Source organism: Pseudoalteromonas sp. G5_S1_54_S4, from assembly GCF_054968565.1.
Genome location: NZ_JBQKUL010000024.1, coordinates 39,331 through 58,115, shown reverse-complemented (window position 1 = coordinate 58,115; position 18,785 = coordinate 39,331). Strand labels below are relative to the sequence as shown.

Sequence of the window (18,785 nt, the reverse complement as noted above, 5' to 3'; positions counted from 1 at the left end):
TATAAAAGCCCCGTCCTTTACGTGGGTCTAAAAAGCCACTGATTTGCATAAATAAACGGGTGCTGCGTGACCAAGCTACATCATTTAAATCGCCGGCGACTATCGTCGGGCGGCTTGGATTTTTAAGCGCTTTAGCCACCATTATTAGTTCGCTATCGCGCGGACGCGATGAATCTTTTTCTGTTGGGCTCGGTGGCGCGGGATGAATAAAGTGGCCTTGCATTTTTAGCCCTTGATGATTTTCAAACAAAATATGAATAGAGGGAATGTCATCTTCTATAAGTGCACAAATTTGTGCATCGAGTATGTTAAATTTACTAAAGACATGCATGCCGTAGCGGTTATCTTTTGGACACTGTACTTGATGTGGGTAGTGCTTTTTAAGCACGGACAATTTATCTTGCCACCAACTATCGCTTTCTAAGGTGATAAGTAAATCGGGCTGATATTTATCGACTAAGTTGATTAACTGCTCACTATGTCGATTCGACATCAGTACATTAGCGGATAAGATTCTGATGCTATGATCACTACTTTTTGGCGCTGTTAATACTTCTTTTTTAGCAAACCAAGTGTAGGGATAAATCCACTTAGCTTGAAGCGCACAGATAATTAAAGCAACAGCCGCTATTAATGAGTATGCAATAAAGTCGCTTTGCCACATACCTATCAGTGCCACGATAACTACAGCGCTTGCTAGGTAGCACACCTGCAAGCGCACAAAGTCGCAACTACGTATCAAGTAATGCTGACTGTATGACAGGGGTAATAAGGTTATTAATAACAACAAGCCAGTAACTATGACCAATACAGTGAGCATTTATAAATCCTAATAGCGCTGTAAAATAGAGAGTATTTCACGAGTGTCGTGCACTAGATGAATAATAGTGCGATCAACTTCAACTCGCACTGTGTCTCTTTCTCGGTCTATTACTCTAGCACGCTTATAAATGTCATGCCCAAGGATATCGCCTTGATGATAACGGGTGTGCCATCCTGGTGGAGTCCACCCTTGGCGAATTAAATGCCTTGCTTGTTTTTTAGAGATTCGTTTTTTGTCATGGTATTGGTTATATTTATGCTTTTTCCAGTGGTGTTTATTAGCATGCTTATTTTCATGTTTGTCTTTGTGTGGCACTGCAAATGCGTTTGTTGCCGTTAGCGTAAAAACCATTACTAAAATACTGATTAGTGATTTCATGGCGATTCTCCAGTGTGATCATTACTGAAGAGTATTAACGGCTAAGCCTGAACATTACATGAAATGAGAAAAATTAACGTTGCTTGTACTGTGTTTTACAATGACTGCGCATAATCGCGGGGTCGCGTAACTTTAGGTGTTTAGTTTTACGCCCAGCATGGCGCTTACGCCATACTTTAAATGACCCGCTAGAGATATGCTCCCGCATAAAATTAACTAATTGAGAGTAATTTAGCCCATACAGATTTTCAATGGCTTCAAATGGCGTTCTGTCTTCCCATGCCATTTCTATAATGCGTGATTGCTGTTCTTGGTTAAACATATTAATTCCAAATTTGGTTGATACGCAAAAGTTAAATTTAGCGATCATCACTTGCTTGTGATGTTAAAAATATAACCTCTTTTCATTTATTAACTTTAATTAAGTGTATGATTAATCTACACACTGAAACCGGAGCTAAAAGGATGTTTACAAAACTACCTAAGTGGGTCGAATATGGTGCGTTTACCCTCGCTTTTATTGCCGGTATGGTAAACGCAGTAGGTTTATTAGGGTTTGAACAGCAAGCAATTTCTCACGTTTCAGGGTCGGTGACTTCATTAGCTATTGAACTTACTACCAACATCAAGGCAGCGTTATTTTTAATTGCGATTGTACTGAGTTTTATATTTGGCTCGGCATTAACAGGCTTAATGCTTTCAGGGGGTTCACTTAAGCTAGGCCGCCATTACGATACGCTCTTATTTATTGAGGGTATTTTACTACTGGTAAGCGCACAGCTACTTCAACATTCCTACCCTTACGCACTTACACTCGCCTCTGCCGCCTGCGGCTTACAAAATGCTTTGGCCACTAACTACAGCGGCGCTGTAGTGCGTACCACTCATTTAACCGGTATATTTACCGACCTAGGGTTAATGTTTGGAAAAGCCCTAAAAGGACACACATTCGATACTAGAAAGTGCATTGTTTTTGTATTAATTATTGCCGGTTTTTTAACCGGCGGAGTGGTAGGCGTATTGCTATTTAAACATTACTCAGTGCTGACTTTAGTTGTGCCCGGCATTTTTTGTATTGTTTTATCGATTACTTATCGGGTTTATAGGTTGAGTGTGCTTTAACCAATTCACAAAATCCCCTACCCTAAACTTATCAAATTGCCGATGTGCTGGAATTTATGAAATATTACTATTTACCCCCTTTATTGTTATGCAGTCAGTTAAGTTTAATTAATAGTGCGTGTGCTGAAGATACCGCGCAATCAATTGAACGTATCACCACCACAGCATCACGTAGTGAAGCGCTTTCCACCCCATTACCTTTGGTTATCAGTGTATTAAGTGAATCACAGCTTGAGCTTATAGCTCCTACCCATGTAGAGGAAGCGCTACAACGCGTTGCAGGTGCCAATGTCCAGCGTGGGAATGGCCAAGAGTATTTACCGGCTCTGCGCTCGCAAGTACTTTCTGGAACGGGCGCTTGTGGTGGTGTTTTAACCGCAGAAGATGGCATAGCTCTTCGTGCAGCTGGGTTTTGTAATATTAATGAGCTGTTTGAAGCACATAGTGAGATGGCACAGCGTATTGAAGTATTAAAAGGCCCAGGCTCTGCACTGTATGGCTCAAATGCAGTGCATGGCGTAATTAACGTCATTACACCAGACACGACCCAAGGTGGTGGTTTGCTGGGTGTTGATTATGGCTCTTACGGTTATGCTCGCTATAAATTACGTGCAGGCCATGCCATGGATAATTCAGGCCTAGGTATTAATGCTAGTTTTACTGATGATAGCGGTTATCGAGATGATGAAAGCGTAAAGCAACAAAAAATAAATGTGCGCCATCGCTATAATAATAACAACCTAAGCTTAGTTTCTGGGCTTACGTATACTAATTTAGATCAACAAACTGCTGGTTATATTAGCGGTTTTCAAAGCTATAAAGATGAAGATATAGCACAGCAAAACTTTGATCCCGACGCCTTTAGAAAAGCTCGCTCGCTTAGGGCTTGGAGTAAAGTAAGCTGGCAATTAGGTGAGAACACGCTTGTTGTTACTCCTTATATTCGTGACCAAAGCATGGACTTTTTTAAACACTTTTTACCCGGCACACCACTTGAAAAAAATAGCCAAACTGGGTTTGGGCTACAATCGCTTTATCAGCATTATGTGAACGACAATACCAACCTAAAGCTTGGTTTTGATGGTGAGTTTACACAAGCCGATTTTTTACAAACCCAAGATAACCCCACTCAAGGTTCTGCATTTTTAGTGGCCACAGTACCGCAAGGTAAGCATTACGATTACCAAGTTGATGCCACATTATATGCCCCATTTGCCGCTATTGATTGGCAGCTAAATAATTGGCTTATAACCGCAGGTGTACGTTATGAGCATATGCAATATGACTATCAAAACAATATGCTTACAGGGCGTACAAAAGAGGATGGCAGTGAATGTGGTTTTGGCGGCTGTCGTTATAGTCGCCCCGAGAGCACTAAAAACAGCTTTAGTAATCTTTCGCCAAAACTAGGTATGAGTTATCAGCTTAATATTAACAATACACTATACGCTAACTTTTCAAGAGGCTATAGAGCCCCCCAAGCAGCTGAGCTTTATCAATTACAACGCGAGCAAAGTACTGCCGACTTAGACGCAGAAATAGCTAATAATGCTGAGTTAGGTATTAAAGGGGTGTATAACAATACTCGATACGGTTTGTCGGCTTATGCGATGAGCAAGCACAACACCATCTACCGCGACAGTGATTTTTTTACTGTTAATGACGGCCAAACTCAACATCGTGGCATTGAGCTTGAGTTAGCACACAGCTTTAATCAGCACTTTTCGATTAATTTTGCAGGTACTTATGCCAAACATACGTACTCGAATGAGCAAATCATCGGCAGTATTAATATTAAAGGTAACGATATTGATACCGCACCTCGAAAGGTCGCTAATATCGATTTTAACTGGCAAGCCAACGAGCGTGTTAACCTTGCTCTGCAATGGCACTATGTGAGTCGCTATTTTACCGACCCTGAAAACTTATATGAATATCAAGGTCACGATATTTTAAGCTTGCGCGGCCAATGGCAAATAAGCCCACAATTATTACTCAGTGCGCGAATAATAAATCTAACCAACACTGCCTACGCTGAACGCGCCGATTACACCAGCTTTACTGGCGATCGTTACTTCCCAGGAAAACCGCGTAATGCCATGATTTCGGCAACTTATAATTGGTAGGCATCCAGTTCGCTCATGTAACGCATGGGCGATTTTTTCATTACCTTTTTGAACATAGTAATAAACGCACTCACCGATTCATAACCTAATAACTCTGATACCTGTTGTACACTTTGCTGATTAGATAACGCCTGCAGTGCAATTATAATATGCAATTGAGTACGCCATTTACCAAAGGTCATGCCTGTTTCTTTTTTTATCAATCGCGCTAAAGTACGCTCAGTTAAAGCAAATTGCTGCGCCCATTGTGGTAATGTTTTGCGGCTATAAGGCTGACTAATAAGCTGATTACTCATGTTTTTAATCACACTATTTTTTGATAGTACAAAATCTAAAGGTTGAATTGGCATATCCACTAGTTGATCAAATAATACTTGTGCAAGCCGCGCGGTTTTACCTATTAAGCTATAGTTTTGCTGGTTACCTGCCAAACTAAGCATTAATTCTTTTACAAGAGGACTGATAGTTAATGTACAGGCTGTAGCTGGCATTCCTTGTAAGTTTACATCAATGAATAAATGGCATAAATGCGCATTATCAGATGCCCTATTACTGTGCTCTACATTTGCTGGGATCCAAATAGCACTGTGGGTAGGTACCATCCACATTTTTGTTGCTACTTCACAAGTAACATAGCCGTATAGAGCTAAAATTAACTGCCCTTTTGGGTGTGTATGCAGTGGAATTTCACGGCTAAGCTGGGCATATTCTATTTTTGCAATAACCGGCTGCGGCATAATTTCAAAGTTTATTATTTCATTCCAATCTTGGGAAAGCTGCATTTTGTCTGTTTTTAGTTATTTAATGTCTCTTTTACTAAATTATAGTGATGATTAAGCCTTTATACTAGGCTCAATTGCCTCTTGCTAAATAACTAACTTGCTAGGACATTTACCTTGTTAATCCAACAACCTCAATCTCGTTTATCTTTCGCATTATTAATACTGGGTATTATACTTATTGCTAGTAACTTACGTGCGCCGGTGACTGGTTTAGCTCCTGTATTGGACCAAATAATTCTTAGTTTTAATTTAAGCGCATCACAAGCCGGTATGCTTACCACCTTACCTTTAATTGCATTTGCTTTAGCAAGCCCATTAGCAACTAGTTTAGCTAAGAGGCAAGGTTTAGAAGTATCGCTATTTATTGCTCTTATTTTGATTGGCCTAGGCTTAGCATCACGCATGATAGATTCTGTGCCGATACTCTATTTAGGCACCGTTGTCATCGGGGTAGGCATTGCGATAGGTAATGTACTGCTACCGAGTTTAATTAAGCGCGACTTTGCACATAAAGTAGCAGTAATGACCTCGGCGTATGTACTTGCTATGGGTATTTTTGGTGGTAGTTACTCAGCGTTAATTATTCCACTTGCAGAATATAAACAAATAGGTTGGCAAATCGCTTTGGCCAGTTATGCGTTAATTACATTACTAAGTTTATTTATTTGGTTACCGCAATTAAAGCTACGCACCAAACCAACTAAAGATCTGGTTGAAAATACCGATGAGGTTAAAGTGTGGCACCAAGCGCTTGCGTGGCAAATTACCTTGCTACTTGGCTGTAATTCGTTATTTACTTATATAATTATAGGCTGGTTACCAAGTATATTAATTGACAGTGGCTTCAATGCACAGCAAGCGGGTGCATTACAAGGCTCATTTCAGGTGGCTTCGGCATTGCCTGGTATTATCCTAATTCCTTTATTAGCAAAACTGAAAGATCAGCGTGTACTCACCTTTGCCTTAGGAGTATTGGCAAGCCTATCTTCAATAGGACTACTGTATATGCCAGTACATGCGTTTGTGTGGTCAATTACTATGGGGTTTTGCTCGGGTGCATGCTTTATATTGGGCTTGTCGTTTATAAGTTTACGTACTCACGACTCACATCAAGCTGCTGCCCTTTCAGGTATGGCGCAGTGTATTGGTTATTTACTTGCCGCTACGGGGCCTATTATTGCAGGTGCACTACATAGTTATTTTGGTAACTGGACATCTACTTTGTGGTTTTGCGCGAGTGCGAGTGCACTAAGCGCTATGTTTGGCTATTTAGGCGGACGGAATATTACTATACGCAACAAGGCCTAAGTGTAAATTTAAGGTGGGCCGTGTAATCATAAGCCCACTGTTTATACTTTAAACTAGTTTAATAAGCCTGAATTGCTTTTTGCCACGTTGCATTATCCAAAAGCGTTCAAACAACGAAATATCAAGCTGCGCATGCTCGTCAGTAACGACCATACTATTAATTTTAATCGCATTAGCTGTTATTAATTCACGCGCCTGTCGCTTTGAGCTGGCCAGTTTACTTTTAACTAGTAACTCAGCAATACTTATTTGCATGTCGCTAATAGTGTTCACGGTTAGTCCATCTTGCTCTAATTGTTCAAGTTCTGCCAAGGTGAGTGTTTGCACCTGACCATTAAATAACAACTCGGTGATACGCTGCGCACTTGCCAAGCCTTCTTCAGCATGAACAAAACGTGTTAATTGCTCAGCTAAAATGCGCTGTGCTTGAGGCTTTTGGCCGCTTATCTTATCGTTTGCTTCTATGGCCTCAATTTCTTTAACTGATAAAAAAGTATAAAAACGCAAAAAGTTATACACATCAGCATCTTCACAATTTAACCAAAACTGATAAAAACGATACGGTGAGGTTTTTTTGGGGTTGAGCCAAATAGCACCGCCCTCGGTTTTTCCAAATTTTGTACCGTCTGACTTGGTAATAAGTGGCAACGTTAAACCAAACACTGTTTGCTGGTTTAAACGGCGGGTTAAATCAATTCCACTGACGATATTACCCCACTGATCGTTACCGCCTATCTGCAAAGTACAATTTAGCTCACTATTGAGCTTAGCAAAGTCATACGACTGCAATAAGGAGTAACTAAATTCAGTAAACGACAAGCCTTGGTCTGGACGTTGCAAACGTTGTTTTACTGACTCGCGGTTGATCATGGTGTTAATTGAAAAGTGTTTACCTACATCACGAAAAAAGTCTAATACATCAATACTGCTAAACCAGTCAGCGTTATTTTTTATTTGCAGTGGCAGGTTTAAATGCGGACCAAGTACACTCTCAACTTGGTTTGCAAGCGCATCCACCCATTGCGACACCGTTTGTTTGGTATTTAGGCTACGCTCAGTGGCTTTAAAACTCGGGTCACCAATCAATCCTGTAGCCCCCCCAATTAATGCCACACCTTGATGCCCTGCATCCATAAAACGCTTTAGCATTATTAATGGTACTAAGTGACCTATATGTAAGCTACCTGCGGTAGGATCGAAGCCACAGTAAACCACCTGTGGGGTTTCAAGCTTCTGGGTTAATTGCTCAATATTACTCACTTGAGAGACTAAACCACGCTGCGTAATGTCATTAAGTAAATGTGCTGTCATCGTATTTCTCAAAATTATCTATAAGAAAAATACTAATTAAACTCAGCGATGGGCACTATATCCCTAAAGGGACATAAACGCATTTTATTCTGTGCGCATTAAATGGTTTAAAAACAGTCGAAAAAATTCACTTAGTGAAGCAACGTTTAACTGCGAATATATACGTTTGCGATGGTTTTTAACTGTACCTAGGGTGATCCCAAGCTGAGCAGCAATATCTGCGGAGTCGCAACCTTGCACAATTAGACAAGCAACCTGATGCTCTCGTTGAGTGAGTTGTTGGTTAGCAAATGACGTGAGGGCATTTTCTATAAGCTGCCCAGTAACTGAACTATTAAATTGATTTAATAGTAATTTTTGGCTACCCCAATGTTGGCTACACAGTGCTTTTATTAAATTAAAATGTGCTATTAATTGCTGCTTTTGCAACGCACTAAAGCGCTGGTTATTGGATAATAAACCAAGGTAAATAACAATCGAGCGACCGTTACCTATATTAGTACAAATACTTAGCTCATCAGTCCAGCCAGTGTGAGTATAAAACTGCTGTTGATATACTTTAAAGGTCAGTTCATCTTGATAACTAGCTATATCAGCGAGCCGAAATACTCCTTCCTCAGCTTTACTAACCAGTTCAGTATAAAAAGGGTCGTTTACAAACGAGTTAGTAAGGTAGCGCTGAAATAAAAGTTCACGCTGTTTCTCGATAGAATCGAATAAATAAATGGGATGCTTATTTACTCTGCAAGCCAATACAACCGCACAATCAAACTCAACAATAAGGGCAATGTAATTAACCAGCTTTTGCGCAAAACTGGTCCCCTTTATAGCTTGTACACATTGCGCTAACGCATCTTGCTGAGTTAATTGCTGCTGCGAGTCCGACTGCATTATGATGCCATTTTACACTGAGTATTACTGATACAAGTTTGCTTGCTTAATACTGGCAAAATCATTAAAACGCACGCCGTGTTGGCGCATCACTTCAAGGATTTTTTTACTGATCATTTGTCGTAAATAAAACGGCTGATTCGGCACAAAATGATGAATAGTATGAGTATGCCCAAAGTTAAAGCAAAATAAATTAAATGGCATAAACAAACGGCTGGTGATGACGTGAGTTTGTTCAAGCATATTATTCACACCGCCATAATAATGCATACTTGAAGTAACAAAATTAAGGGAGCTCGAACGTACAATATTAGGCACAATCAGTACCACCATTAGAAATTCAAATACATGCATTACATCAAGCAATAATACCGGTGAATTAGCTGCCAATGGAGTGAACAAATTAACTAAGTGAAACGCAATTACGCTATATAAAATGGCGAAATACGCGGTAGTAATCGGAAAACCTGCGTTAAATACTTTAAAAAAGCTAAAACCTTTAATTTCTTTACTAAAGCGCTTTGCATTAATTAATAAACCGAGTAATCCATCAACAATTACCAAGGCACGTAAAAACGGATTTTTAATACCATTACCTACCAAACGCTCTTCTAAATCTTGCTCAGTACCCGACGTTTTATGATGATGTAAATGCATCTTGCGACGGTACCATGGGCTTATGGTATTAGGACGCATCAGCCACACGGTTAACATCATAAAATTATGCAAAAATGGTTGGTTGCTAAAGTACTGTTTGTGAATTAAGTCATGCTCAAGCTCATGGGAAATTGAGGTAGCAATGGCCGCTAAAATAATGCATAGCCAAGCGGGAATAATAGCAAAATAATACAGCGTGCCAATTCCGATTAATGCACTCAAAGAAAGTAATAAAATAGCCATTCCTAAGGTATTTTGATGCATTAATAGCGGGTGTTTTTTACGCAGTAATGCTTCTTCAGCCTTAATCGCTTTTACAATGGCTTGAATATTCTGTTTTGCGGTTAGTTGAGTCATGATGTTTTATTCGCAACAAGAGGTTGAGGTATATAATACCCGAGTCAAAACACATTGCATAACTTAGCACACCCGTATCAATGAAAAATACGATTAAAGTCAGGCCTGTGTTTACTATATAACCTTAGTTCTGGATAAGAAACCTATCTCAAGCAGAGCTTAAGGTTAGGTAAACCAAAACGTTTACAGGCCAAGTTTAGATCAAAACCTACTGCTTATAAAAGTAGCAATGTTGGACACATTTTTTGTAATTAAAATCCGGCAACTCAAATCTTAGGCATAAAAAAACCCCAACCAATTTGGTCGGGGCTATAATCTATATAGCTGAGTATATAATTCATCCTTGAAGCTGCATCCATCGTTCATCCATGAACTCACTTCGAATCACTGCGAAACTGCGTTTCGGTTCACTCTCACCCATCGGCCGGACTTTTACTTATAACAGCAGCACCTCACGTGCCGCTCGAGTCCGGCAACTCAAATCTTAGGCATAAAAAAACCCCTGCTAAATCTAGCAGGGGCTATAAAAAGTGGTACCAGCGGCCGGACTTGAACCGGCACGCCTTGCGGCAGGGGATTTTGAATCCCCCATGTATACCAATTTCATCACGCTGGCATCATTTTTCTTTAACCTTCTAAACACGAGAAGATAAAGAAAAACCACTTAAGAGTGAAAGATTATGTACCCTCTTTCATCTCATTGCCTAGCATTATACAAACAATAAGCAAAGCGGCAAGCGTTTTATGTATTAAGTATGATCAACCGCTTAACATTTAGGCAACCATTAACATTTGAACCAATACCCAGTTGAGCACGTAGCGTAATAGGTAGTATTTAGCGGCTTATTTGCTAAACTATCGCGCATATTAACAGTGAGAGTATATTTATGTCGGCTGAGTTTCCACGGGCAGGGTTTTGGCGTCGTTTTGCGTCGTTAGTTTACGATACATTAGCTATAATCGCTTTTGCGATGCTAACGGTGGTATTGTATTTATTTGCTATCCAAGGGCTTATTTCCCTTGATGTTATTGCCCTTAATGGTGCTGAAGATGTATCTGCACGTATTCAGGGTTCACTATTACTTTCGGGAATTCGTAGCTCGCTGTTGGTACTTGTTGGTTTGGTGTTTTTTGGTTATTTTTGGACAAAAAGCGGGCAAACAATTGGTATGCGCGCATGGCGCTTAAAAGTACAAACCAGCCAAGGAAGTTTAATTAGCTGGCCACAAGCTATTATCCGCAGTATCAGCGCATTACTTGGTTTAGGTAATTTAGTGGTATTAGTCGACTTTAAAAATAAAAAAGCACTACAAGATTACTTATCAAAAACCGAAGTGGTTACGCTCACCAAAGAAGAAAATAAACGCGTGTATCGCGAACTAGATTAATACTTAATCTAGTGAATTGGTATAACCTCAAGCTAAAGCATAAAAAACGCGGCACTTTTAAAAAAGGCCGCGTTTTTTATTTAAGCTTTAAATCTAGCTACACCCGCTTATTCATCAAATAAGCTGCAAACCCAGTAAATAAAATGCTCGGTAGAACGGCGCCTACAATCGCTGGGATTTGATATACCATTACCACAGGGCCAAATATCTCATTAGTTAAGTGAAACACTATCCCCGTTACCACTCCCATGATAATTCGTGCCCCCATAGTTACGGTTCGCAGCGGACCAAATATAAACGACAAGGCAACTAACAACATCACGGCAATAGACACAGGCTGCATTAATTTACGCCATAATGCTAAATCATAGGTACTGGTGTCTTGCTCATTTTGCTGTAAATAAGCTAAATATGACCACAATCCTGAAAACGACAGTGACTCTGGTTTTACTGAAACCACACCGAGTTTTTCAGCGGTAAGCTGCGACGGATAAAACTCTTCAGAAACTTGTTCCGTGGTAATTAGCTCTTCACTGATCATGACTTTGTTCACATCGCGCAGTAGCCAGCCATTATCACGCCCTACAGCTTCTTTTGCTTTAGTGATTTGTGTAAGTAGTAACGATTTATCAAAGTGATACATATTAACGCCGCGCAGCATGCCATTTTGGTCAACATCTTCAATATTAATAAAGTTACTGCCATCTTTTGCCCACACACCTTTTTGCGCATTAAATACATCCCCGCCATGAATGGCTTGGTTACGCATTTCCTTAGCATGCAACTGAGCGGCGGGCGCACCCCACTCCCCTAATGCCATTACGCACAGGGCCATAAAAATAGCGGTTTTCATTACCGAGCCAATAATTTGTAAACGCGACATACCCGCGGCTTGCATCACTACCAGCTCACTATTAGAGGCCAAAGCGCCTAGTCCTGTTAAGCCACCAATAAGTGCTGCCATCGGGAAAAACACCACTAAATCGCCAGGCATACTATAAATGGTATATAACAAGGCGGTCATTATGTCGTAACTACCTCGGCCAACTGATTTAAGCTGCTCTATGAATTTAATTAAAGTACTGATCCCAACCAGCACCATTAACGCAAACCCAGTGGTTTGCATAATGCTGCGACCTAAATACCAATCAAGCGTTTTCATCATACGTGTTGCTCCCGTTTAGTCACGACAGCCTTCAGCCACACACCTAATGGACGGCCTTTAATAATTAATAAACTACCAATAAATAATGCACTTAAGTGAATCCACCACAGACCAATAGAGGGCGGAATTTTACCGTCTTCTACCGCAAACTTGGCCGCGTTAAGTAAAATGAAATACCCTAAATATAAGCTCAAAGCGGGCACTAATTTAGCAAATTTACCTTGGCGTGGATTAACAACACTCAGGGGTACTGCAAGTAAAGTTAATAATGGTATAGATAACGGAATTGCCAAACGCCATTGCCACTGTGCAATTGCTTCAGGGGTGTTAATAGCCATTAATTCACGAGTTGGCACGGCTTCTAACTTACGACGTTGGTGTTCTATTTCTTGCTCGCGAATTTGTACGCTGTAGCCATCAAACTCAGTTAAATTAAGTGAAGGCGCTTCGCCATCGGTTTCGTAACGTTTACCATCAGTAAGTACTAACTGCTGCTCACCATTTTGCGCTTCAATAACAACACCTTGCTCTGCATAAACTAAACGCGCTAAGTCACCTTTTTCGCTATCGGGTAGCTGGGCAACAAAAACTTTGTTGAGCTCTTTGCCGCCATTTTCAATATTATGAATAAATACCACAGCTTTTTCGTTACCGGTTTGCTGAAAACGCCCCGCTCGAAGTGCAGATAAACCAGCATCAGCCTTGGCTTGTTCTTTAAGTTGGTATTCTTGCTCGCTTGCCCACGGTGCAATGTATAAAGTAAGTACGGCAGCCAGTAACGCTAAGATGACACTTGAGATTAGCGTAATACGCACTACATACCACTCACTCACGCCACAGGCTTTAAGTACTGTCATTTCACTGTCAGCGTAAATACGGCTATAAGCTAGAATAATTCCTAAAAATAAACTCAGTGGCAAAATTAACGATGCTAACTGCGGCAACTTAAGCGCAATCATGGCAAACACGAGTTTAGCAGGGATACTCCCCTCTGAGGCATCACCAAGAATAACAACAAACTTTTGCGACAAAAATATGGTCATTAAAGTTAAAAATACGGCGACCTGCGATTTTAAAACCTCAGTGGTCAAATAACGGAAAATTAGCAACATTCGCCCCTGTTAAACATGGAATTTCAATTTAGTAATAAAAAACAATGAGTGAACTAGTTAATTCACTCATTTTAAATGAGTATTAAGCACATATTATAAGCCATCAATATTAATTATCCTACCTAACATCACGATATAATGTTGCATTAGTAACCCTTAAGCATATAAAGTTCAAATACACAGTAAGAGTCGAGTAAAATCTACTAATATTAGCGCTAGACCTAAAAATTTAGGTAAAAAGACTAGAAAACACATTTTTAGTCCCAACTTAGCTTCTATAGATGACTCAAAATCAGGAGTGACAATGGAATTCAACGTAAAAAGTGGTAGCCCAGAAAAACAACGCAGTGCATGTATTGTTGTTGGCGTATACGAACCACGCAGGTTATCCCCCATTGGTGAACAACTTGATAAAATCAGCGATGGTTATATCTCAAATTTATTACGCCGTGGCGACTTAGAAGGTAAGCCAGGGCAAGTATTACTATTACACCATGTACCTAATATTTTAAGCGAACGTATTTTACTCGTTGGCTGCGGTAAAGAACGCGAACTAGACGACAAACAATATAAACAAATTATTTCTAAAACTATCAATACCTTAAACGAAACAGGCTCGATGGAAGCGGTATGCTTTTTAACTGAGCAACATGTTAAAGGCCGTGATACCTATTGGAAAGTACGTCAAGCGGTGGAAACAACCCAAGACTGTTTATACACTTTTAATCAGCTAAAAAGTAAGAAAGTAGACCCACGTCGCCCACTGCGTAAAATGGTATTTAACGTCCCTACTCGCCGTGAACTGACTATAGGCGAAAGTGCCATTGAGCATGGCTTAGCGATTGCAGCAGGCAGTAAGCTGTGTAAAGACGTTGCCAATATGCCGCCTAATATTTGTAACCCGGCATACCTTGGCGAGCAAGCCAAAGAACTTGAGACTAATTTTGACAACATCACTGTTGAGCTGATTGGCGAAGATAAAATGGCAGAACTAGGTATGAACTCATACCTAGCAGTTGGTCGTGGTAGTGATAACGAATCGGTTATGTCTATAATTAATTACAAAGGCGCAGGCGATGACCAAGCGCCTATTGTGTTAGTTGGTAAAGGTTTAACCTTTGACTCAGGCGGTATTTCATTAAAACCAGGCGAAGGCATGGATGAAATGAAATACGACATGGGTGGCGCTGCTGGTGTTATTGGTGCTATGCGCTCGCTTGCACAAATGCAGCTACCTATAAACGTAATTGGCGTTTTAGCCGGCTGTGAAAACATGCCAAGCTCAAATGCCTATCGCCCTGGTGATATTTTAACCACTATGTCAGGGCAAACGGTTGAAGTACTTAACACCGATGCCGAAGGCCGTTTAGTGTTATGTGATGCGCTGACCTATGTAGAGCGTTTTGAACCAGAAACCGTCATTGATGTTGCAACATTAACCGGTGCGTGTATTGTTGCCTTAGGTGCCCATGCTACGGGGTTATTAGCTAATCATAATCCACTGGCGCATGATTTATTAAAAGCGTCTGAGCAAAGCGGCGACCGTGCATGGCAACTGCCATTATGGGATGATTATCAAGATCAACTTGAGAGCCCATTTGCCGACTTTACTAACTTAGGTGGCCGTGCTGCAGGTACTATTACCGCGGCCTGCTTCTTATCTAAATTTACTAAAAAGTATAACTGGGCTCATTTAGATATTGCCGGCACAGCATGGCGAAGTGGTGCTAAAAAAGGTGCCACGGGTCGCCCTGTTCCTATGCTAACGCAATATTTATTAAACCGAGCTGGCATTAGCGAAGCAACACAAGACTAACAAACCTGTAAAAGGCTTTACAGCCCAATGTAGAGTATAAAATAAGGCGCTTTTAAAGCGCCTTATTTATTGGGTATTAATTGAAGCAAACACCGTTATATGGCAAAATCTCCTTCTTAATTTGTGTGTATTTAATAACAGCACAATCAATGTCATGGGAAATCCCGATACAATGAACATGAATGCCCAGTTTTTCATTTTAAAGCAACAAGATGAGTCATTAGCTAAAGCCGATGATCACTTTGCTTTAGCAGCTCAAATAGCTGGGCAACAGTATCGGCTTGGTCAACGCGTATTTATTTTTGTAGATAGCGAAGTAACCGCCAACAGCATTGACGAAACGATTTGGACATTTGATGCCGACAGTTTTGTGCCCCATAATTTACAAGGTGAAGGCCCTAAGGGCGGCGCACCTGTAGAAATTGGCACAACACCACCCGTTGGTAATCGTAAAGTATTAATTAACTTGGCCAATCACTTACCGGATTTTATTCGTCGGTTTAACCAAGTTTTTGATTTTGTACCCGTAGAGCCCGTAGCCAAACAAGCCGCTCGCGAGCGTTTTAAAAAACTACGCCAACTCGGTGCCAATATCACCACGCAAGATATTAATCGCTAACGCTCACTGCGTACAAAGCTAACTAACTCATTTAAGTACTTATTTAAGGTTCTGTGTAATGGATAAAACCTACAATCCGCAAGATATTGAACAGTCTCTCTATCAAGACTGGGAACAAAAAGGCTACTTTAAGCCATCTGGCCAAGGCACCCCATATTCAATTATGATCCCGCCGCCAAATGTCACGGGTAGCTTACACATGGGCCACGCTTTCCAAGATACCATCATGGATACCTTAACGCGCTTTAAACGTATGCAAGGTAACAATACATTATGGCAAGTAGGTACTGACCACGCAGGTATTGCCACGCAAATGCTTGTAGAGCGAAAGCTTGCGGCAGAAGAAGGGAAAACACGCCACGATTTAGGCCGTGAAGCTTTCATCGATAAAATTTGGGAATGGAAAAACGAGTCTGGTGGCACAATCACTAAACAACTTCGTCGTCTTGGTGCTTCTGTTGATTGGGATCGTGAACGTTTTACTATGGACGATGGCCTATCAGAAGCTGTTAAAGAAGTATTTGTACGCCTTCATAAAGAAAACCTAATTTACCGTGGTAAACGCCTAGTAAACTGGGATCCAAAATTACACACTGCGATTTCTGATCTTGAAGTTGAAAACAAAGACAAACAAGGCCACATGTGGAACTTACGTTATCCACTTGCTGATGGCGTAAAAACACAAGACGGTAAAGACTACATTGTTGTAGCCACTACGCGCCCAGAAACCATGTTAGGTGACTCAGGTGTGGCCGTAAACCCCGATGACGAGCGCTACCAAGACCTAATCGGTAAAGAGATTTTACTACCAATCGTTAATCGTCGTATTAAAATTGTTGCCGATGAACATGCCGATAAAGACAAAGGGACGGGTTGTGTAAAAATAACCCCTGCGCACGACTTTAACGATAACGAAGTAGGCAAGCGCCACCAGATGCCGATGATTAATATCTTCGATAAAGACGCGGCGATTTTAACTCAAGGTGAAACCTACACCTTTGACGGCAAAGAACTTGAATTTGACGCGCCTATTCCTGAGCGCTTACATGGCCTTGACCGTTTTGACGCACGTAAAGCGATTGTTGCTGAATTTGAAGAGCTAGGCCTACTTGAAAAAATTGAAGACCATGGCCTGACAGTTCCTTACGGTGACCGTTCTGGTGTTGTTATCGAACCACTACTAACTGACCAGTGGTATGTGCGTGTTGCACCACTTGCTGAACCTGCAAAAGACGCAGTTAAAAACGGCGACATTCAGTTTGTACCTAAGCAATACGAAAACATGTACTTTTCGTGGATGAACGACGTACAAGATTGGTGTATTTCACGCCAGCTTTGGTGGGGTCACCGTATTCCAGCTTGGTACGACAGCGAAGGCAACGTATACGTTGGTCGTGATGAAGCTGAAGTACGTCGCGATAATAATATTGCAGATAGCGTAACACTAAGCCAAGACGAAGACGTTCTTGATACCTGGTTCTCATCAGCACTGTGGACGTTCTCAACCCAAGGTTGGCCAGAAAATACCGATGACTTAAAAACTTTCCACCCATCTGACGTGTTGGTAACTGGTTTTGATATCATTTTCTTCTGGGTTGCACGTATGATCATGATGACGCTGCACTTTATAAAAGATGAAAACGGCAAACCACAAGTTCCTTTTAAAACCGTGTATGTAACTGGCTTAATACGTGACGATAACGGCGATAAAATGTCGAAGTCAAAAGGTAACGTACTTGACCCGCTAGACATGATTGACGGCATTGGCCTTGAAGACTTAGTACAAAAACGTACTGGTAATATGATGCAGCCAAAACTTGCCGCTAAAATTGAAAAAGATACCCGCAAAGTATTTGCAAACGGGATTGAAGCACACGGTACTGACGCACTGCGCTTTACCTTAGCAGCGATGGCTTCAACTGGTCGTGATATTAACTGGGATATGAACCGCCTTGAAGGTTACCGTAACTTCTGTAATAAATTGTGGAACGCAAGCCGTTACGTATTAATGAACACAGAAGAGCAAGACTGTGGCTTTAACGACAGTGAAAAACAGTACTCGTTAGCTGATCGTTGGATTTTAGGCCAATATGAAGCAACGGTTAAAACCTACACCGAGCACCTTGATAACTACCGTTTTGATTTAGCGGCGAACACGCTTTATGAATTCACCTGGAACCAGTTCTGTGATTGGTACTTAGAGCTGACGAAGCCGGTATTATTTAAAGGTAATGAAGCACAGCAACGCGGTACACGTCATACCCTTATTACCGTACTTGAAAGCTTATTACGCTTAATGCACCCAATGATGCCTTACATCACTGAAACGATTTGGCAACGTGTTGCACCACTTGCTGGCCTTGAAACAGCGGGTACCAGTATTATGGTTCAGGGTTTCCCTGTTTATAACCAAGCCAATGTTGATGCACAAGCAATGGACGATTTAGAGTGGGTTAAGCAATTCATTTTAGCAATTCGTAATATCCGTGGTGAAATGGATATCAGCCCAAGTAAACCACTTAGCGTTTTACTGGCTAACGCATCAAGCGATGATGTGCGCCGTATAAACGAGAATGAATCATTCCTAGCGTCATTAGCTAAGCTTGAAGCGTTTACCCTGCTTGAAAACAAAGACGATGCTCCAGCGTGTGCAACCTCTTATGTTGGCAACCTTGAGATTATGATCCCAATGGCGGGCTTAATTGACGTTGAAGCCGAGCTTGCACGAATTAACAAGCAACTTGAAAAAGCAGAAAAAGGGCTAGCCCAAGTGCAAAACAAACTCGCTAACGAAAAGTTTGTTAACAACGCACCTGAAGCAGTACTGGCTAAAGAAAATGCTAAGCTAGCTGAATTTACCGATGCTAAAACTAAGCTACTAGAGCAAAAAGTTAAAATAGAAAGCTTATAATTAAGCTGTTACGGATGGC

Annotated in this window: 16 protein-coding genes and 1 tRNA gene; 7 read left to right on the top strand and 10 right to left on the bottom strand. The window is 41.0% G+C overall.

The window, feature by feature from the left end:
* From ACTRWE_RS10785 to ACTRWE_RS10775, 3 genes are all read right to left on the bottom strand, one after another.
* Positions 1–820, bottom strand: an 820-nt coding sequence (locus ACTRWE_RS10785; RefSeq protein ID WP_462879984.1) for an endonuclease/exonuclease/phosphatase family protein, incomplete at its 3' end; no start/stop codon positions are given.
* Positions 821–829: 9 nt separating this feature from the next.
* The gene (locus ACTRWE_RS10780; protein WP_427684007.1) at positions 830–1,201 is read right to left on the bottom strand and encodes a hypothetical protein; all 372 of its coding nucleotides are present in this window, start codon (positions 1,199–1,201) and stop codon (positions 830–832) included.
* A gap of 73 nt (positions 1,202–1,274) precedes the next feature.
* Positions 1,275–1,523, bottom strand: a complete 249-nt coding sequence (locus ACTRWE_RS10775; protein WP_041708743.1) for a TIGR03643 family protein — start codon at positions 1,521–1,523, stop codon at positions 1,275–1,277.
* A 143-nt stretch (positions 1,524–1,666) separates the two neighbouring features.
* Between ACTRWE_RS10775 and ACTRWE_RS10770 the strand changes: the two genes are divergently transcribed.
* Positions 1,667–2,323 carry a YoaK family protein gene (locus tag ACTRWE_RS10770; protein WP_427684005.1) on the top strand — a complete coding sequence of 219 codons (657 nt, stop codon included), beginning with the start codon at positions 1,667–1,669 and terminating at the stop codon, positions 2,321–2,323.
* A 56-nt stretch (positions 2,324–2,379) separates the two neighbouring features.
* Positions 2,380–4,449: a TonB-dependent receptor gene (locus ACTRWE_RS10765; protein ID WP_427684003.1), complete on the top strand. Its 2,070-nt coding sequence runs from the start codon at positions 2,380–2,382 to the stop codon at positions 4,447–4,449.
* Here ACTRWE_RS10765 and ACTRWE_RS10760 read toward each other — a convergent pair.
* Positions 4,437–5,231: an AraC family transcriptional regulator gene (locus ACTRWE_RS10760; protein WP_075170392.1), complete on the bottom strand. Its 795-nt coding sequence runs from the start codon at positions 5,229–5,231 to the stop codon at positions 4,437–4,439. The two genes, ACTRWE_RS10765 and ACTRWE_RS10760, sit on opposite strands and share 13 nt — an antisense overlap.
* Before the next feature lie 114 nt (positions 5,232–5,345).
* On the opposite strand from ACTRWE_RS10760, the gene ACTRWE_RS10755 reads away from it, so the two are divergent.
* On the top strand, positions 5,346–6,539 hold the full coding sequence (locus ACTRWE_RS10755) for an MFS transporter (protein ID WP_076922053.1): 1,194 nt from the start codon (positions 5,346–5,348) through the stop codon (positions 6,537–6,539).
* 48 nt (positions 6,540–6,587) lie between these two features.
* On the opposite strand, the gene tyrS is transcribed toward ACTRWE_RS10755, so the two are convergent.
* From tyrS to ACTRWE_RS10735, 4 genes are all read right to left on the bottom strand, one after another.
* Positions 6,588–7,850 (bottom strand): tyrosine--tRNA ligase, encoded by a 1,263-nt coding sequence (tyrS, locus tag ACTRWE_RS10750; protein WP_427684001.1) that lies wholly within the window; start codon positions 7,848–7,850, stop codon positions 6,588–6,590.
* 84 nt (positions 7,851–7,934) lie between these two features.
* Complete coding sequence (locus tag ACTRWE_RS10745) at positions 7,935–8,741, bottom strand: LuxR C-terminal-related transcriptional regulator (protein WP_427683999.1); 807 nt, start codon at positions 8,739–8,741, stop codon at positions 7,935–7,937.
* Between the two features lie 24 nt (positions 8,742–8,765).
* A complete protein-coding gene (locus ACTRWE_RS10740; protein WP_427683997.1) occupies positions 8,766–9,755 on the bottom strand; it encodes a fatty acid desaturase in 990 nt (329 codons plus the stop codon).
* Between the two features lie 531 nt (positions 9,756–10,286).
* Positions 10,287–10,371, bottom strand: a tRNA-Leu gene (locus ACTRWE_RS10735).
* Between the two features lie 271 nt (positions 10,372–10,642).
* Here ACTRWE_RS10735 and ACTRWE_RS10730 point away from each other — a divergent pair.
* Positions 10,643–11,143, top strand: a complete 501-nt coding sequence (locus tag ACTRWE_RS10730) for an RDD family protein (protein WP_427683995.1) — start codon at positions 10,643–10,645, stop codon at positions 11,141–11,143.
* Positions 11,144–11,240: 97 nt separating this feature from the next.
* On the opposite strand, the gene lptG is transcribed toward ACTRWE_RS10730, so the two are convergent.
* A complete protein-coding gene (lptG, locus tag ACTRWE_RS10725; RefSeq protein WP_076919314.1) occupies positions 11,241–12,308 on the bottom strand; it encodes an LPS export ABC transporter permease LptG in 1,068 nt (355 codons plus the stop codon).
* The gene (gene lptF / locus ACTRWE_RS10720) at positions 12,305–13,417 is read right to left on the bottom strand and encodes an LPS export ABC transporter permease LptF (RefSeq protein ID WP_076919353.1); all 1,113 of its coding nucleotides are present in this window, start codon (positions 13,415–13,417) and stop codon (positions 12,305–12,307) included. The genes lptG and lptF overlap by 4 nt, the downstream gene beginning before the upstream one ends.
* Before the next feature lie 307 nt (positions 13,418–13,724).
* On the opposite strand from lptF, the gene pepA reads away from it, so the two are divergent.
* From pepA to ACTRWE_RS10705, 3 genes are all read left to right on the top strand, one after another.
* Positions 13,725–15,236, top strand: a complete 1,512-nt coding sequence (gene pepA / locus ACTRWE_RS10715) for a leucyl aminopeptidase (protein WP_008112485.1) — start codon at positions 13,725–13,727, stop codon at positions 15,234–15,236.
* Positions 15,237–15,408: 172 nt separating this feature from the next.
* Positions 15,409–15,855, top strand: coding sequence for a DNA polymerase III subunit chi (locus ACTRWE_RS10710; RefSeq protein WP_008466814.1), 447 nt, complete (start codon positions 15,409–15,411; stop codon positions 15,853–15,855).
* A gap of 58 nt (positions 15,856–15,913) precedes the next feature.
* Positions 15,914–18,766 (top strand): valine--tRNA ligase, encoded by a 2,853-nt coding sequence (locus tag ACTRWE_RS10705; protein ID WP_427683990.1) that lies wholly within the window; start codon positions 15,914–15,916, stop codon positions 18,764–18,766.
* The last annotated feature ends 19 nt before the right edge of the window (positions 18,767–18,785 follow it).

What these genes read in the sequence shown, in the direction of transcription:
- ACTRWE_RS10780 (WP_427684007.1), bottom strand. Translation starts at nt 1,201, where the DNA reads ATGAAATCACTAATCAGTATTTTAGTAATGGTTTTTACGCTAACGGCA.
- ACTRWE_RS10775 (WP_041708743.1), bottom strand. Translation starts at nt 1,523, where the DNA reads ATGTTTAACCAAGAACAGCAATCACGCATTATAGAAATGGCATGGGAA.
- ACTRWE_RS10770 (WP_427684005.1), top strand. Translation starts at nt 1,667, where the DNA reads ATGTTTACAAAACTACCTAAGTGGGTCGAATATGGTGCGTTTACCCTC.
- ACTRWE_RS10765 (WP_427684003.1), top strand. Translation starts at nt 2,380, where the DNA reads ATGAAATATTACTATTTACCCCCTTTATTGTTATGCAGTCAGTTAAGT.
- ACTRWE_RS10760 (WP_075170392.1), bottom strand. Translation starts at nt 5,231, where the DNA reads ATGCAGCTTTCCCAAGATTGGAATGAAATAATAAACTTTGAAATTATG.
- tyrS (WP_427684001.1), bottom strand. Translation starts at nt 7,850, where the DNA reads ATGACAGCACATTTACTTAATGACATTACGCAGCGTGGTTTAGTCTCT.
- ACTRWE_RS10745 (WP_427683999.1), bottom strand. Translation starts at nt 8,741, where the DNA reads ATGCAGTCGGACTCGCAGCAGCAATTAACTCAGCAAGATGCGTTAGCG.
- ACTRWE_RS10740 (WP_427683997.1), bottom strand. Translation starts at nt 9,755, where the DNA reads ATGACTCAACTAACCGCAAAACAGAATATTCAAGCCATTGTAAAAGCG.
- ACTRWE_RS10730 (WP_427683995.1), top strand. Translation starts at nt 10,643, where the DNA reads ATGTCGGCTGAGTTTCCACGGGCAGGGTTTTGGCGTCGTTTTGCGTCG.
- lptG (WP_076919314.1), bottom strand. Translation starts at nt 12,308, where the DNA reads ATGATGAAAACGCTTGATTGGTATTTAGGTCGCAGCATTATGCAAACC.
- pepA (WP_008112485.1), top strand. Translation starts at nt 13,725, where the DNA reads ATGGAATTCAACGTAAAAAGTGGTAGCCCAGAAAAACAACGCAGTGCA.
- ACTRWE_RS10710 (WP_008466814.1), top strand. Translation starts at nt 15,409, where the DNA reads ATGAACATGAATGCCCAGTTTTTCATTTTAAAGCAACAAGATGAGTCA.
- ACTRWE_RS10705 (WP_427683990.1), top strand. Translation starts at nt 15,914, where the DNA reads ATGGATAAAACCTACAATCCGCAAGATATTGAACAGTCTCTCTATCAA.